Annotated in this window: 15 protein-coding genes; 6 read left to right on the top strand and 9 right to left on the bottom strand. The window is 69.9% G+C overall.

The genetic code is table 11. From position 1 onward, the window contains the following. On the bottom strand, positions 1 to 692 hold a 692-nt coding region (locus AOK17_RS29785), incomplete at its 3' end, for an SDR family NAD(P)-dependent oxidoreductase (RefSeq protein ID WP_055615665.1). Positions 693 to 788: 96 nt separating this feature from the next. Between AOK17_RS29785 and AOK17_RS29780 the strand changes: the two genes are divergently transcribed. Both AOK17_RS29780 and AOK17_RS29775 read left to right on the top strand, forming a co-directional pair. Further along, a complete protein-coding gene (locus AOK17_RS29780) occupies positions 789 to 1421 on the top strand; it encodes a TetR/AcrR family transcriptional regulator (RefSeq protein ID WP_055615664.1) in 633 nt (210 codons plus the stop codon). A 401-nt stretch (positions 1422 to 1822) separates the two neighbouring features. Further along, positions 1823 to 3298: a sensor histidine kinase gene (locus tag AOK17_RS29775; protein WP_055615668.1), complete on the top strand. Its 1476-nt coding sequence runs from the start codon at positions 1823 to 1825 to the stop codon at positions 3296 to 3298. 258 nt (positions 3299 to 3556) lie between these two features. Here AOK17_RS29775 and AOK17_RS29770 read toward each other — a convergent pair whose 3' ends face one another. Next, positions 3557 to 3814 carry a WhiB family transcriptional regulator gene (locus tag AOK17_RS29770; RefSeq protein ID WP_016639615.1) on the bottom strand — a complete coding sequence of 86 codons (258 nt, stop codon included), beginning with the start codon at positions 3812 to 3814 and terminating at the stop codon, positions 3557 to 3559. A gap of 318 nt (positions 3815 to 4132) precedes the next feature. Then, positions 4133 to 5101 (bottom strand): diacylglycerol/lipid kinase family protein, encoded by a 969-nt coding sequence (locus AOK17_RS29765; RefSeq protein ID WP_055615663.1) that lies wholly within the window; start codon positions 5099 to 5101, stop codon positions 4133 to 4135. Positions 5102 to 5236: 135 nt separating this feature from the next. On the opposite strand from AOK17_RS29765, the gene AOK17_RS29760 reads away from it, so the two are divergent. Then, a complete protein-coding gene (locus AOK17_RS29760) occupies positions 5237 to 5686 on the top strand; it encodes a hypothetical protein (RefSeq protein WP_055615662.1) in 450 nt (149 codons plus the stop codon). A gap of 177 nt (positions 5687 to 5863) precedes the next feature. Here the strand turns inward: AOK17_RS29760 and AOK17_RS29755 are convergent, their stop codons facing one another. The 3 genes from AOK17_RS29755 to AOK17_RS29745 all read right to left on the bottom strand — a co-directional run bounded on the left by AOK17_RS29755 (position 5864) and on the right by AOK17_RS29745 (position 7937). Further along, the gene (locus AOK17_RS29755; RefSeq protein ID WP_079053348.1) at positions 5864 to 7015 is read right to left on the bottom strand and encodes an RNA polymerase sigma factor SigF; all 1152 of its coding nucleotides are present in this window, start codon (positions 7013 to 7015) and stop codon (positions 5864 to 5866) included. Further along, positions 7012 to 7425, bottom strand: coding sequence for an ATP-binding protein (locus AOK17_RS29750; RefSeq protein ID WP_055512819.1), 414 nt, complete (start codon positions 7423 to 7425; stop codon positions 7012 to 7014). The genes AOK17_RS29755 and AOK17_RS29750 overlap by 4 nt, the downstream gene beginning before the upstream one ends. 251 nt (positions 7426 to 7676) lie before the next feature. Then, positions 7677 to 7937, bottom strand: coding sequence for a UBP-type zinc finger domain-containing protein (locus tag AOK17_RS29745; protein ID WP_055615661.1), 261 nt, complete (start codon positions 7935 to 7937; stop codon positions 7677 to 7679). 61 nt (positions 7938 to 7998) lie between these two features. Between AOK17_RS29745 and AOK17_RS29740 the strand changes: the two genes are divergently transcribed. Further along, positions 7999 to 9594 (top strand): Na+/H+ antiporter, encoded by a 1596-nt coding sequence (locus tag AOK17_RS29740; protein WP_055615660.1) that lies wholly within the window; start codon positions 7999 to 8001, stop codon positions 9592 to 9594. Positions 9595 to 9630: 36 nt separating this feature from the next. Here AOK17_RS29740 and AOK17_RS29735 read toward each other — a convergent pair whose 3' ends face one another. The 3 genes from AOK17_RS29735 to AOK17_RS29725 all read right to left on the bottom strand — a co-directional run bounded on the left by AOK17_RS29735 (position 9631) and on the right by AOK17_RS29725 (position 11636). After that, the gene (locus tag AOK17_RS29735; RefSeq protein WP_055615666.1) at positions 9631 to 10587 is read right to left on the bottom strand and encodes a 1-aminocyclopropane-1-carboxylate deaminase/D-cysteine desulfhydrase; all 957 of its coding nucleotides are present in this window, start codon (positions 10585 to 10587) and stop codon (positions 9631 to 9633) included. Positions 10588 to 10666: 79 nt separating this feature from the next. Further along, positions 10667 to 11257: an N-acetylmuramoyl-L-alanine amidase gene (locus AOK17_RS29730; RefSeq protein WP_079053347.1), complete on the bottom strand. Its 591-nt coding sequence runs from the start codon at positions 11255 to 11257 to the stop codon at positions 10667 to 10669. Between the two features lie 145 nt (positions 11258 to 11402). Continuing rightward, positions 11403 to 11636, bottom strand: coding sequence for a hypothetical protein (locus tag AOK17_RS29725; protein ID WP_055615658.1), 234 nt, complete (start codon positions 11634 to 11636; stop codon positions 11403 to 11405). A gap of 302 nt (positions 11637 to 11938) precedes the next feature. Here AOK17_RS29725 and AOK17_RS29720 point away from each other — a divergent pair, with 302 nt between their 5' ends. Together AOK17_RS29720 and AOK17_RS29715 are read left to right on the top strand one after the other, a co-directional pair. Beyond that, entirely contained in the window at positions 11939 to 13345 is a 1407-nt protein-coding gene (locus AOK17_RS29720; RefSeq protein ID WP_055615657.1) for a family 2B encapsulin nanocompartment shell protein, read from the top strand. Positions 13346 to 13469: 124 nt separating this feature from the next. Beyond that, positions 13470 to 14588 carry a family 2 encapsulin nanocompartment cargo protein polyprenyl transferase gene (locus AOK17_RS29715; RefSeq protein ID WP_107102531.1) on the top strand — a complete coding sequence of 373 codons (1119 nt, stop codon included), beginning with the start codon at positions 13470 to 13472 and terminating at the stop codon, positions 14586 to 14588. The last annotated feature ends 201 nt before the right edge of the window (positions 14589 to 14789 follow it).

Below are 14789 nucleotides of genomic sequence, written 5' to 3'. Positions count from 1 at the left end.
GAGGCGAGGAACGCCACCACGTCGGCGATGTCGGCGGTCTCGCCCACCCGGCCGAGCGCCGATACCGCCGCCGCATTCGCCCACCCGTCGGCACTGCCGTGCAGCAGCTCGGCCGTGTTGTCGGTGTCGACGATGCCCGGTGCCAGTGAGTTCACGGTGATACCGCGGGCGCCCAGCACCTTGGACAGGTCCCGGGAGAAGACGTCCAGGGCGCTCTTCGTCATCGCGTAGGCGATCAGATGGGGGAAGACCGCGGTCCGTGCCAGCCCCGAGGAGATGTTGACGATCCGGCCGCCGTCGCGCAGGCGCCCCAGGCCGTGCTGGACGACGAAGAACGGCGCCTTCACGTTCACCGCGAAGACCTGGTCGTACGTCTCCTCGTCTATCTCCTCGATCGATGGCGTCGAACCGATCCCCGCGTTGTTCACCAGGATGTCCAGCCCGTCCGCGTGCCGGTCGAACTCCTCCCACAGGGTCGCCGCGTCCCCCGGCAGCCCGAGCTCCGCGCGGATCGCGAACGCCGAGCCGCCGGCCGCCTCGATCGTCGCCACCGTCTCCTTCGCGGCAGCCTCGCTCCTGCCGTAGTGCACCCCGACCCGTGCCCCGTCGCGTCCGAGCCGCTCGGCGATCCCGCGTCCGATGCCCCTGCTCGCCCCCGTGACGAGTGCCGTCCTGCCCGTGAGCACGCCCATGTCGGCGCCCCCTTCTCATTTGTCTAGTGGTCGCTACAAAAAGACCGTACAACGAGCCGCGGACATTTCTCTAGCACCCGCTATACAATTCACTCCATGGTGAGCAGCCACGACATCAAGGACGCCGCCGGCCAGGCCTCGAAGCCCCGCGGTCGTCCCCGCTCCTTCGACCGCGAGACCGCGCTGGAGAAGGCGATCCTCGCCTTCTGGGAGCACGGATACGAGGCGACCTCCGTCTCGGACCTCACCCAGGTCATGGGCATCGGCGCCCCCAGCCTCTACGCGGCCTTCGGCGACAAGCGCTCGCTCTTCTACGAGGTCGTCCGGGAGTACGGCGAGCGGTACGGCTCGTTCGGCGACCGGGCCTTCGCCGAGGAGCCGACGGCCCGGGCCGGGGTCGAGCGGATGCTGCGCGAGGCCGCGGCCGAGTACACCGAGCCGGGCCGCCCGCACGGCTGCCTGATCGTCCACGCGGCCACCAACTGCACGACCTCGGAGGTGGAGGAGTCCCTCCGCGAGCGGCGCAACGCGAACATCGCCTCCATCGAGAGCCGCATCAGGTCCGGCGTCGCCGCAGGTGAGCTCCCTGCGGACGTCGACGCGGCAGCCCTGGCCCGGCACACCGGCGCCATGATCCAGGGCATGTCCCAGCAGGCCCGCGACGGCGCCACCAAGGAAGAGCTGGAGGCACTCGCCGAACTCGCCATGAGAATCTGGCCCCGCTCGTGAACCGCTCGGGGATAGGCTGCGTGGTGGATGTAGGACGTGAGTTGTTGGATAAAGAGACAACAACAAACATCCGCCAACGCATGGACAGTCGAGAGTGGTCTAGTCCACAATCGTACAAAGCTTGAGAACGCAACTTGATGATCAAGCCGTCCGTATGACCAAGCCTCCGTCTTCCCCGCACAGGAAGACGGACCGAGGAGCCGGCGCTCTCTGCCCTGACTGCACCGGATCCTCATCCTTCGGCCGAACGGGACCGCACAGCCCGCGGCCGATGTTGCTCCGGGCTGCGGTGCCGGGAGGGTTGAGGGTCCCTCTCAGGCGCCGCGGCCCGCGGGTGTTTCCGGGCCCGCGCGGGTGGCCGATTTCGGAGCATGTCGCACCCGGCGGGTACGCTCGCACACGTGCCCTCCATGAACGACCTCGTCCGCCAGCACACCGCCCTCGGTGACTCCGACCTCGAGTGGCTGCACCTGCTGGTCTCGGAGTGGCAGCTGCTCTCCGACCTCTCCTTCGCGGACCTCGTCCTGTGGGTTCCCACCCGTGACGGCACCCGCTATGTCTCGGTCGCCCAGATGAGGCCCAACACCGGCCCCACCTCGTACCAGGACGACATGGTCGGCCACCTCGTCCCGCGAGGCCGCCGCCCCATGCTGGACGCGGCCCTGGACGAGGGCCGGATCGTGCGCGAGGGCGACCCGGAGTGGCGCGAGGAGGTTCCTGTCCGGGTCGAGTCGATCCCCGTGCGCAGGGAGGGTCGCGTCCTGGGCGTCATCGCCCGCAACACCAACCTCCTCACCGTGCGCACCCCCTCGCGGCTCGAACTCACCTATCTGCAGAGCGCGTCCGACCTCGCGCAGATGATCGCGGCGGGCTCCTTCCCGTTCCCCAACCAGCAGGTCGACATGGACGCCTCGCCGCGGGTGGGTGACGGCCTGATCCGGCTGGACGCGGAGGGCATCGTCCAGTACGCGTCACCGAACGCGCTGTCGGCGTACCACCGTCTCGGCCTCGCCGCCGACCTGGTCGGCCACCACCTCGGCAAGACCACAGCCGAACTCGCTCCGTCCCGCGGCCCGGTGGACGAGGCGCTGGCCAAGGTCGCCAGCGGCTGGGCGCCCCGTGAGTTCGAGATCGAGAGCCCCGACGGCGTGATCCAGCTGCGCGCCATCCCGCTCAAACCCAAGGGCACACGGGTGGGTTCGCTCGTACTCCTGCGTGATGTGACCGAACTGCGGCGCCGCGAGCGCGAGTTGATCACCAAGGACGCCACCATCCGGGAGATCCACCACCGGGTGAAGAACAACCTCCAGACGGTCGCGGCCCTGCTCCGCCTCCAGGCCCGCCGTATCGAGTCCGACCGGGGCCGTGAGGCGCTCGAAGAGGCCGTGCGCCGGGTCGGGTCGATCGCCATCGTGCACGAGACGCTCTCCCAGAACCTGGACGAGCGCGTCGAGTTCGACGAGATCGCCGACCGGGTGCTCGCCATGGTCGCCGAGATCTCCCCGGGCAAGGTCGTCGGCCGGCGCACCGGGCGCTTCGGCATACTCGACGCCGAGGTCGCGACCCCGCTCTCCATGGTCCTCACGGAAATCCTGCAGAACGCGCTGGAGCACGGCTTCCGGGAGGGCGACCGCGGCACGGTCGAGGTGTCCGCGGTCCGCGGCGGCAGCACCAAGGAGGCCCGCCTCCTGGTCACCGTCCAGGACGACGGCATCGGTCTGCCCGAGGGCTTCGACCCGCACCGCTCGGGCAACCTGGGCCTGCAGATCGTACGGACGCTGGTGGAGGGGGAGTTGGGCGGAACCTTCGACATGGTCCGCGCCCCCGAGCGCGGAACGCAGGTCGTCCTGGACATCCCGGTGGTCCCCCACAAGTGAGGCACCGGCAATCCACACCATTACTCCACGCACACGCTGCGTAATCATCACGAGTCGCCGGGCGTGGCCTGCGGTCGCCGGGCACCCCACGAAGACGCAGCCGCAAACAGCAATGAGCCCCGGACCGTTTTCCGGTCCGGGGCTCATCGTGTTCGTTGCTATCTGCGCATCGGGGGGTACTGCGCGCTGCGGCTCGGGGGCGGGATATGCGTACTCGCTGTACGCGCCGCCAAGCTCAGGGCCGTGTGGGGTGGGTTGTCAGGCGGATGCCTGGCGAGCCCGGTTGCGGGCGGCGCGGCGCTTCATGGCGCGGCGCTCGTCCTCGCTGAGACCACCCCAGACGCCGGAGTCCTGGCCGGACTCGAGCGCCCACTGCAGGCACTGCTCCATGACGGGGCAGCGACGGCAGACGGCCTTGGCTTCCTCGATCTGCAGCAGCGCAGGACCGGTGTTGCCGATGGGGAAGAAGAGCTCGGGGTCTTCCTCGCGGCAAACGGCGTTGTGACGCCAGTCCATGGCTGCTACCTCTCCTTGGTATTACATGCACGTTGCTTGTGAATGTGAACGCTTTCACGAATCCCTCAACAAGTGAAGGGCCGACTACCAGACGGACTGGTGTGGTCCTGTGAATTGAGGAGGGGTTCCGGCGCTCTGTGGGGGCGATGTTGCGGCCCGTCCCGAGCGCCACAAAGAGACTCGCAAACCTCAGCGGCGGATACAACCCCTACCGGAAAGTTTTTTTTGATTCCTCGGTGTCGACTAGGTCACAGCCGTACTTCCATGGGGTGGATCCTGGCCTAAACGTTCGAGTGGAAGGACTTTAGCCCGTTCCGCTCACACAATCACACGCAGTGCACGACGAACGCCTGTGAACGTCACGCTCGTACGCAGCCCTAGGTGGTCGCCGTCCATCTGGAGGGGGAGTGGGACCTTCGAATGCAAGGTGAAGTCGGTCAGGTCGTGCAAGGACACCGCATGCTTCCCATGGGGTCCGCGTTCGGGGGACGAAGTGAGCAACTGGGTGCCATACCGGGCAACCGCGGTCGTCGACATGCGGCTGAGACCGAGTACATCGAGCCCGGTATCGAACGAGGCCTTAGGTGACGCGTACACCGGGCGATTGCCCAGATACGTCCACGGAGAGGTGTTGCAGACTATCGACAGCACCAAATCGGTCACCGGGTCCGCGCCGGGTCGCTCCAGCGTGATCGTGCCGTGGCGGCGGTGGGTCTCCCCGAAGAACTGGCGCATCGCCTGGCGCAGGTAGAGGGAGTGCGTGGAGCGCTTGCCGCGCTCGCGGTGCTGTTCGACACGGCCGACCACTCCGGCGTCGAAGCCGAGGCCCGCGTTGAAGGTGAACCAGCGGGCGGGGACGCCTTCGTCCTCACTGCCCGGGGTGCCCGCGGCGAGGCCGAGCCCCACCGTGCGCTGCCGTCCCTCGCGCAACGCGTCCAGGAGGGCGCCGGTGGCCTCCACGGGCTCGTTCGGCAGGCCGAGGGCGCGCGCGAAGACATTGGTGGAGCCGCCGGGGACGACGGCGAGGCCGGGCAGCCGGTCCGGGTCGGGGCCACCGTGCAGCAGACCGTTCACGACCTCGTTGACCGTGCCGTCGCCGCCGAGGGCCACGACCAGTTCTATGTCCTTGCTCTCCGCGGCCTGCCGGCCGAGGTCCCTGGCGTGCCCGCGGTACTCGGTGGTGACCGCTTCGAGCTTCATCTCGCTCGCCAGTGCGTGGATCAAGACGTCACGCGTGCGCGCGCTTGTGGTGGTTGCTGCCGGATTGACCACGAGAAGTGCACGCATGCGATGCAGCGTACCTACCGCGTGGTACTCGGCCCATACCGAGGTAAGGATCAGGTGTGAGGGGCACCACACAGCAGGTTCCGGTGGGTGCCCCGGGGCCGTTGGCGGGTACGGGGCGAGGGCTACCCTTCAGGGGTGAGTTCTGAGCAGAAATCGACCCCGGACACCTCCGACGCCGAACCCCGACCCACGCGGCTGACCGTCGCGGCGGCGCTCGCCGCGCTGGAGGGGCTCGCTCTTGTGGTCGGCGGCGGCTACATGCTGGTGATGGGTCTCACGGGGCACCCGGACGACCGCAGCCAGGCCGTCACGGGAGGCGTGACGCTGATCGTCCTCGCGCTGCTTCCGCTGCTGGCCGCGCGTGGGCTGCTGCTGCGGCGCGGGTGGAGCCGGGGGCCGGCGATCATCACGCAGATCATGGCGCTGCCCGTCGCGTACAACCTGCTTCAGGCCGACAGTCTCGCCATTCCCGGGGGGATCGCCCTGGCGGTGGTGGCTGTCGCGGCGCTGGTGCTGATCGTGAATCCGGAGACGACCAGGGCCCTGGGGATCACCGGGCCGGGTGGGGTACGGGAGTCGAAGTAGCGCGGGTGGGCCGTGAGCCGGGGTGCTGGTAGCCCGGGTGCGCTGAGGGCGTACTGAGTCCGCGGGCCCGCTGTGGCTGTTCGCACCTACGCGGCGGAGCCGCACATCGATACAGCTCCGCGCCTCTTGAAAGAGGACCGCTTGGTGTCCGCGCCCCTGTGGCAGGGGCGCGGCCTGTTACTCCTCCACCAGCAGCTTCTCCCGCAGCTGGGCCAGGGTGCGGGCCAGCAGGCGGGAGACGTGCATCTGGGAGATGCCCACCTCCTGGGCGATCTGGGACTGGGTCATGTTGGCGAAGAAGCGAAGGAGGAGGATCCGCTTCTCGCGTGGTGGGAGGTCCTCGAGGAGGGGCTTGAGGGACTCGCGGTACTCGACGCCCTCCAGGGCCTCGTCGTACGCGCCCAGTGTGTCCGCGACCGCCGGGGACTCGTCGTCGGTGTCGGGGACGTCCAGGGACAGCGTGGAGTAGGCGTTGGCCGACTCCAGGCCCTCCAGGACCTCTTCCTCCGAGATGCCCAGCTTCTCGGCCAGCTCGTGGACCGTGGGCGAGCGGCCGTGCCGCTGCGAGAGCTCCGCCGTCGCCGTGGTGAGAGCCAGCCGCAACTCCTGCAGCCGGCGCGGCACACGCACCGCCCAGCCCTTGTCGCGGAAGTGCCGCTTGATCTCACCGACCACCGTCGGAGTCGCGTACGTCGAGAACTCGACGCCGCGCTCCGGGTCGAAGCGGTCGACCGACTTGATCAGACCGATGGTGGCGACCTGCGTGAGGTCGTCCAGCGGCTCACCGCGGTTGCGGAAGCGGCGCGCGAGGTGCTCCACGAGCGGCAGATGCATCCGGACCAGCCGGTTGCGCAGTTCCGCGTACTCCGGGCCGGCGGGGTCCAGCTTGCGCAGCTCGATGAACCTGGCCCGCGCTCCGGCGCGGTCGTGGGGGTCGTGCTGCGTACCCGACGTGCCGCTGTCGGCATTTCGTTCGTGCTCGTGCTGCTCGCTCATGATCCCGCCCGTCACCCGCCGCCGCCCTTCCGAGGACGTCCCCCCAGACTCCGTCCGGGGGGGCCCCCGCTGCGCGGCAACGTCTGGATCCTGTCGCCCGTCACTGTCGGAGAGCGCCTCGCGCCCGTCCTTGCCGACCGGCTCTTCCCGCTGAGACGCTTCTTCGGCCGCCGCGGAGGCGATGTCCTCCGGATGCGGCCGGGCCTGCTGCTCGGGGATGCCGTCGACACCTTCCGCCAGACGCCGAGGCCCGGTCGGGCCGTCCTCGCCCTTGCCGGGAAGTTCCCGTGTGCCGCGCTCTTCGTCCCGCACCGGCCCGTCCCCGTTCCTCACGCCGGCCCGGGTCCCGCGCCGCGCTGTTTGTAGAGGCTGATCGAAACGGTTTTGTCGTCGGCCACCGAGGAGGACACCTTGCCGGCGAGGGCCGACAGCACGGTCCAGGCGAAGGTGTCCCGCGCGGGGGCATGGCCATCGGTGGTCGGGGCCGAGACGGTCACCTCGAGCGAGTCGTCGATCAGGCGGAAGACACAGCTGAGCACTGAGCCCGGCACCGCCTGTTGCAACAGGATCGCGCATGCCTCGTCCACGGCGATGCGCAAGTCCTCGATCTCGTCGAGGGTGAAGTCCAAACGCGCCGCGAGGCCGGCTGTGGCCGTGCGCAGCACCGACAGGTAGGCACCCGCAGCCGGCAGCCGGACTTCCACGAAGTCCTGGGTCGCGGGCTCGCCTGCGATCTGGGACACCCTCACCTCCAAGGTGGTACAAGCTCTTTCGGGGGCCGAGGGTCGCCCCCCGGGGTAACGCGCAACGTGGTTCAGCGGTGACGCTATCGCGCTCTCAGGTTTCCTGTCCCCGGGACCCCAACCCCTTGCTGTCACTCATAGTAAACCTATGGATACGCACAGTGGCTAGGGGTCTGCGGGCCCAATTGGGAAGAGCGCGCGCCGGGTTGACGTACCCAACGGTCAGAGGGTCGAACCGTCCGGATCCCTCGTCACACGAGTACGTGGTCGACGAAGCACCAGCGCCAGTTCTCTCCGGGTTCGAACGTGCGCATGATCGGGTGTCCCGTCTTCTTGAAGTGCTCCGTCGCGTGCCGCAGCGGCGACGAGTCGCAGCAGCCCACGTCTCCGCAGATGAGACACAGTCGCAACTGCACGGGGTGCGAGCCGGCCGCCAGACACTCCAGGCAGGTCTCGCTCAGTGGCTCGGGTTCTGGATGCGGCAGCGCGTGGGCGTGCGTGCACTGTTTCATGATTGCCAGATTACGTCGGGCGTGCGCGAATCCGCGCCGAAACGAAGGTGGGCCGAAGCTGATGCATGTGATGCCCCTCCTCCTGCTGGTCGCGGGCAGCGCGGTTGTCGCCGGCGCGGCCCGCCGTACCCCGGTGCCCGCGCCGCTGCTGCTGGTCACCGCGGGCCTGATCGTCTCGTACCTGCCCGGGGTCCCCGAATACACCCTCGACCCCGACGTGGTGCTCCCGCTGGTGCTGCCCCCGCTGCTCTACACGGCGGCCACGGACAGCTCGTACCTCGATCTGCGGGCGCAACTCAGGCCGGTCGCACTGTTGTCGGTCGGGTACGTGCTCTTCGCGACGCTCGTCGTCGGCTGGGCCGCCTACATGATCGTGCCGGACCTGTCGCTGACGGCGGCACTGGTGCTCGGCGCGGTCGTGGCGCCGCCGGACGCGGTGGCGGCCACGGCGGTGGCGCGCCGGGTCGGGCTGCCCTCCAGGGTCACCACGATCCTCCAGGGCGAGTCCCTGGTGAACGACGCGACCGCGATCACCGCCTACCGGGTGGCGCTCGCCGCAGCCGTCGGCGAGGGCGCGACCTGGGCGGGCGGCATCGGCGAGTTCCTGCTCGCGGCGATCGGCGGCATCGGCATCGGCGTCGTCCTGATGGTGCCGCTCCACTGGCTGCGCACGCACCTCAAGGAGGCGCTGCTCCAGAACTCCCTGTCCCTGCTGATCCCGTTCTTCGCGTACGCGGTCGCCGAGCAGGTGCACGCCTCCGGAGTGCTCGCCGTGGTCGTCGTCGCGCTCTATCTGGGGCACCGCAACTGGGAGGTCGACTTCGCGACACGGCTCCAGGAGGAGGCGGTGTGGAAGATGGTCGCGTTCATCCTGGAGTCGGCGGTCTTCGCACTGATCGGCCTGCAGCTCCCGATCGTCCTCAAGGGCCTCGACGAGTACGAGGGAGTGAGTGCCGCCTGGTACGCGGTGGCCGTCTTCCTGGTCGTCGTCGTGTCCCGCTTCGTATGGGTCTATCCCGCGACCTTCCTGCCGCGCATCCTGTCCAAACGGATCCGGGAACGGGAGGACAACCCCACCTGGAAGGGGCCCTTCATCATCAGCTGGGCCGGGATGAGAGGCGTGGTCTCGCTCGCCATCGCCTTCTCGATCCCGCTCACCGCGGAGGGCGGGGAGGACTTCCCGGGCCGCAATCTGATCCTCTTCCTGACCTTCACGACGGTGATCGGCACGTTGGTCGTGCAGGGGCTGACGCTGCCCCCGCTGGTCCGGCTGCTGAAGCTGCCCGAGCGGGACCGGCAGGCCGAGACGCTCGCGGAGGCGAACGCCCAGGCGCAGGCGTCCCGGACCGCGGAACGCCGCCTGGACGAACTCCTCGACGACGAGCGCAACGCGCTGCCGCCGCCGCTCGCCGACCGGCTCCGCTCCGTCCTGGAGCGTCGCCGCAACGCCGTGTGGGAGCGGCTCGGGACCGTGAACCCCGTGACCGGGGAGACCGTCGACGACACGTACCGGCGGCTGTCGCGCGAGATGATCGGCGCCGAGCGGGAGATGTTCGTGAGGCTCCGGGACGGCCGTTACATCGACGACGAGATGCTCCGGACACTGCTGCGACGCCTGGACCTGGAGGAGGCGGCGGCGTTCCGCGAGGCGACGTAGGGCCTGGAGCAGCCCCGACCAGGGCCTGGAGCAGGCCTAGAACCGGTCGGCGGTCCGGGGGTGAGGGCTGCCGGTGACGACCGCCGCGATCGTCGTCCCGCGCGGGAACGCGTTCTCCTCGGCGAGGGCGACAAGTCCGTACAGCAACTTGGCGACATAGAGACGCTCCACGGGCAGGCCATGGCGCTGCTCGAAGTCGGCGGCGAACGCTTCGAGTTCGGGTGGCGTACGTGCGTAACCGCCGAAGTGGAAGCGGTCGTCGAGCGACCAGTCGCCGCGCGGGCCGCCGAAGGCCTCGTCCTGGAGCGTACGTATCTCCGCGTCGAGGAAGCCGCCCTTGAGGACGGGTATGCCGAGGGCGCGCCGGCCCGGGCCGAGGCCGGCGGCCAGGCCGGCGAAGGTGCCGCCCGTGCCGCAGGCGACCGCGGCCACGTCGACACCGCCGTGGTCGCGCAGCTCCTCGCCGAGGGCCCGGCAGCCCAGCACGGCAAGGGAGTTGCTGCCGCCCTCCGGGATCACGTACGCGTCCTCGGCGGCGCACGCGCGAAGGAGCGCGGCCAGCGTCTTCGGCTCGCTCTTGCGGCGGTACGTCGATCTGTCGACGAAGTGGAATCGCATGCCGTCGGCCGCGCACTGGGCCAGGGACGGGTTGAGCGGGCGGTCGGCGAGCTCCTGGCCGCGGACCACGCCGACGGTGGGCAGGCCCAGGAGGCGGCCCGCGGCGGCGGTGGCCCGCAGATGGTTGGAGTACGCGCCGCCGAAGGTGAGGACCGTGCGGCCCGCCGCCGCCCGCAGGTTCGGGGCGAGCTTGCGCCACTTGTTGCCGACCAGCTCCGGGTGGATCAGATCGTCCCGCTTGAGCAGCAGCTGGACGCCGTGCCGCGCGAACCGCTCGTCCACGGCCTCCCGCACCGGGGACGGCAGCCGTGGCCGCAGGGCGCCCAGGCCGAGCGCTTCGGGGCTCTCGGGTGTCTCGGAGGGCTCGGGGCTGATCACCCACCCATTGTCGGACACGTGTCCGAGCGGGGCAGAGTCACGGTGGCACCGGCGGCGCGGGCCCGCCACGAGGGCGCTACTTCAGTCGCTCGTGGATGCGGTCCCGCATGGCCGCCATCGTGAAGCCGCGGGGGTCGATCTTGCCCGGCTGCCATTCGAGGTGGCCGATGACCGAGCGTGCCGTCCAGCCGTGGTGGCGGCAGACCGCTGCCGCGGCGCGCTCGATGGCGTCGAGCTGGGCTTCGGGCCAGGGGTCCTCGCCGTCGCCGAGGTTCTCGCACTCGAAGCCGTAGAAGTGGCGGTTGCCGTCGGTGTTCGCCTCGTTGTCCGGCGGGAGGGCCTTCTCGGCGATGACCGCGCGCAGGACGTCGTCGTCGCCCAGGCCCGCGTGGTTGGAACGGCCGTAGCCGACGAGGTGGACTCTGCCGTCCTTGGTGATGACACCGTGGCACAGCGGGCCGGGCAGGCCGCTGTAGCCGTCACGGCAGAGCTCGACCGTGCGCTGACTGCCCGATGTCACCGTGTGGTGGATCATCACGCCGTGGACCGGGCCCCACGGGCCCTTGTGATTGCGGTTGTGATGCTCCCAGTCGCCGACCTCGACGGCGGTGAGCCCTTCCGCTTTGAGCCGGCTCAAAAAGCTGCCCGCGGACATGGGTGGGGCCATGGCCGCCTCCTTACAGGCCGCGACGGCCGCCCAGCGCGGCCGTCTCGTACCGCAGCTTGTACCCGGATCTCTCCGGTCGGAGCCACTTCTTCGCACGGCGTGCGAGCCAATCCCGTCAGCGGGTCAGCGGCACGCGCGGACCGCCTCAGGCGCGCAGAAAGCCGTCCCCGTGCGTCGCGATGTGGCTCTCCAGGGCCTGGAGAGCCTGCTGCGTGGCCTGCGGAGAGCCGCTGCCGCGCCGCTCCGCGAGGTAGGCCGCGCCCAGGCTCTTCAGCAGATCGCCGCCCGCCCGCTGTGCCTGGACGTCGTCGAGCTTCTGCTTGCCCTGCGTGAGGCCGCGCTGTGCTTGTTCCTTGGCGCGGTCCAGGAAGCCTGCCATTGCCTTCTCCTCGTCGTTCGTCCGTATTGCGTTCGTCCGTTTTGCCGGTTCAACGGGCGGCCCGATCTTGAAGTTCCCGATCGGGAAGCGGCCGGGAAGCGATGGGAAAGCGATCGGAATGCGATCGGGAAGATCCACGCCGCCGGGCCGGCCGGTCGCCAGGACCTGTCGGCCCGGGCGGGGCCCTCCGTTATGCCCTGCTTTCGAAGATCCATTCCCCCTCTTTCGTGTAATAGCACCGGCACGGTCCGTGATGGAAGTGTTCTCGGTGCAGCTCATTGCACGATGGGGAGGGCAATTTCATGTCGGTAGGCGAAGAGATCCGCGCGGACCAGGATCAGCCGCAGAAGAGTCTCGGCACATCCGCGGCGCGGAACCTGGCCACGACCACCAAGTCCGCGCCACAGATGCAGGAGATCAGCTCACGATGGCTGCTGCGCATGCTGCCGTGGGTGAACGTGCAGGGCGGCACATACCGCGTGAACCGCAGGCTCAGCTACTCGGTGGGCGACGGTCGCGTGACGTTCGTGAAGACCGGTGACCGAGTCCAGGTCATCCCCGCGGAGCTCGGCGAACTGCCGGCCCTGCGGACCTACGAGGACTCGGAGGTGCTCGCCGAGCTCGCACAGCGCTGCCAGCAGCGGGAGTTCGACCCGGGAGACGTCCTCGCCTCCTTCGGCAGCCAGGCCGACGAGGTGTTCCTGCTCGCACACGGCAAGGTCGAGAAGATCGGCACGGGTCCGTACGGGGACGACGCGGTTCTCGGCGTCCTCGCCGACGGCGCCTACTTCGGAGAGCAGGCGATCACCGACCCGGAGGCGATCTGGGAGTACACGGCCCGCGCGGTCACGGCCTGCACGGTCCTCGCGCTGCCCCGCCAGGACCTCGACCAGATCGCCGAGCGCTCCGAGTCCCTGCGCGAGCACCTTCAGCAACTGCGCGCGATTCCCACGCAGCGCGCCAACAACTACGGCGAGAAGGAGATCGACCTCGCCGCCGGCCACACGGGAGAGCAGGCCATCCCGGGGACGTACGTCGACTACGACGCGGCACCGCGCGAGTACGAGCTCAGCGTCGCCCAGACCGTGCTGCGCATCCACACGCGCGTGGCCGACCTCTACAACCAGCCGATGAACCAGACCGAGCAGCAGTTGCGGCTCACGGTCGAGGCGCTGAAGGAGCGCCAGGAGCACGAGCTCATCAACAACCGGGAGTTCGGGCTGCTCAACAACTGCGAGTACGACCAGCGGCTGCAGCCGCACGACGGCGTGCCCAGCCCGGACGACCTGGACGAGCTGCTCACCAGGCGGCGCGGCACCAAGCTGCTGCTCGCCCACCCGCGCGCGATCTCCGCGTTCGGCCGCGAGCTCAACAAGAGGGGGCTCGTCCCGGAGACCATCGACATGGGCGGCAACCGCATTCCCACCTGGCGCGGCGTGCCGATCTTCCCGTGCAACAAGATCCCGGTCACCGAGGCCCGAACGACCTCGATCATCGCCATGCGTACGGGCGAGGCCGACCAGGGCGTCATCGGGCTCCAGCAGGCCGGCATCCCGGACGAGATCGAGCCGAGCCTGTCCGTGCGGTTCATGGGCATCAGCGAGCAGGCGATCATGTCCTACCTGGTGACGACGTACTACTCGGCCGCGGTCCTGGTGCCCGACGCACTCGGGGTCCTGGAGAACGTCGAGATCGGCCGCTGGAGGTGACGTCCCGTACGGCGCGCGCCGTGTACCCGTCCGCCGGTGCGGGGGGACCGAAGGGGTACGCGCCCGTTGCCGGCGGAACCGCCACCGTCCGCGCGCTCTGCGAGGCGGATCCGTGGGTGAGCTCATGACGGAGACGCAACAGAGCCCGCTGCCGGCCGTGGAAGGACCGGAAGCGCGGGGAGAGCCGGTGCCTGGTGGCGTGCCCGGCGGGCGGCGGGGTTCGCCCGACGGGCAGGAGGCCGCCGGGATCCTGGAGAGGTCCCGGGCGTCGGTCGACCCCGAACTGCGCCGGGCCGTCGAGTCGTTGCCCGGCCCGTTGCGCCGGATCGCGCTCTACCACTTCGGGTGGGAGCACGCGGACGGCAGCCCCGCGGCGGGGAACTCGGGCAAGGCGATCCGGCCCGCGCTCGTGCTGGCCGCGGTCCGGGCGCTCGGCGGACAGCAGGAGACGGCCGTACGGGCCGCCGCCGCGGTGGAGCTGGTGCACAACTTCACCCTGCTGCACGACGACGTGATGGACCGGGACACCACCCGCAGACACCGGCCCACCGCGTGGGCGGTGTTCGGGGACGCCGACGCGGTTCTCGCCGGGGACTCCCTGCAGGCGCTGGCCCACCGGCTGCTCGCCGAGGATCCGCATCCGGCGTCCTCGGCGGCGGCGGCGCGGCTCGCGAGCTGTGTCGTCGAACTGTGCGCGGGCCAGCACACGGACACCGCGATGGAGCGTCGAGGTCCCGACGACGTCACGCTCGACGAGGTGCTCGACATGGCCGAGGCCAAGACGGGGGCACTGCTCGGCTGCGCGTGCGCGCTCGGGGCGCTGTACGCGGGGGCCGGGGAGGAGGACGTCGACGCTCTCGACGCGTTCGGGCGGGAGGCCGGGCTCGCCTTCCAGCTCATCGACGACGTGATCGGCATCTGGGGGGACCCGAGCCGCACCGGCAAGCCGGCCGGGGCGGACCTCATGGCCCGCAAGAAGTCCCTCCCCGTGGTCGCTGCGCTCGCCTCCGGCACACCGGCCGCGGCCGAACTGGCCGAGCTGTACCGGGCTCCGTACCGCGACGGCGATCTGGAGCGTACGGTCCTCGCCGTCGAGCGGGCGGGCGGGCGTGACTGGGCCCAGGTCCAGGCCGCCGACCGGATGGCCAGGTCCCTGCAGCACCTGTCCCGGGCCGTTCCGGACCCGGAGGCGGCGGGAGGGCTTCTGTCGCTGGCGGAGTACGTGACGCGGCGGAGCACGTGAGCGGAGCAGGTGAGTTGGCGCCGCTGATGGGAGCGGCGAGTGAGGTGGGTGGGGCTGGTGCGATCGGTGAGAGGGGTGCGACGAGTGAAGGGTGACCGAGACCGAAGGGCGGCTCATATGTAGAGATCAGGCGGCCGATGCCGTGCGGTGCCCGCGGGGACGCGGCAGCCGAAGCCGTACGGCGTCGGGGTGGGGGACAGG

Source organism: Streptomyces phaeochromogenes, assembly GCF_001418655.1.
GTDB classification, from domain to species: Bacteria; Actinomycetota; Actinomycetes; order Streptomycetales; family Streptomycetaceae; genus Streptomyces; species Streptomyces phaeochromogenes.
Note: the sequence above shows the minus strand (reverse complement) of the source record. Positions and strands in the feature narration are given on the sequence as shown.

Excerpts from the sequence above, each read along its gene's own strand:
- AOK17_RS29740 (WP_055615660.1), top strand. The coding sequence starts at position 7,999 with ATGCATGTGATGCCCCTCCTCCTGCTGGTCGCGGGCAGCGCGGTTGTC.
- AOK17_RS29730 (WP_079053347.1), bottom strand. The coding sequence starts at position 11,257 with ATGGCCCCACCCATGTCCGCGGGCAGCTTTTTGAGCCGGCTCAAAGCG.
- AOK17_RS29720 (WP_055615657.1), top strand. The coding sequence starts at position 11,939 with ATGTCGGTAGGCGAAGAGATCCGCGCGGACCAGGATCAGCCGCAGAAG.
- AOK17_RS29745 (WP_055615661.1), bottom strand. The coding sequence starts at position 7,937 with ATGAAACAGTGCACGCACGCCCACGCGCTGCCGCATCCAGAACCCGAG.
- AOK17_RS29770 (WP_016639615.1), bottom strand. The coding sequence starts at position 3,814 with ATGGACTGGCGTCACAACGCCGTTTGCCGCGAGGAAGACCCCGAGCTC.
- AOK17_RS29780 (WP_055615664.1), top strand. The coding sequence starts at position 789 with ATGGTGAGCAGCCACGACATCAAGGACGCCGCCGGCCAGGCCTCGAAG.
- AOK17_RS29715 (WP_107102531.1), top strand. The coding sequence starts at position 13,470 with ATGACGGAGACGCAACAGAGCCCGCTGCCGGCCGTGGAAGGACCGGAA.
- AOK17_RS29725 (WP_055615658.1), bottom strand. The coding sequence starts at position 11,636 with ATGGCAGGCTTCCTGGACCGCGCCAAGGAACAAGCACAGCGCGGCCTC.
- AOK17_RS29765 (WP_055615663.1), bottom strand. The coding sequence starts at position 5,101 with ATGCGTGCACTTCTCGTGGTCAATCCGGCAGCAACCACCACAAGCGCG.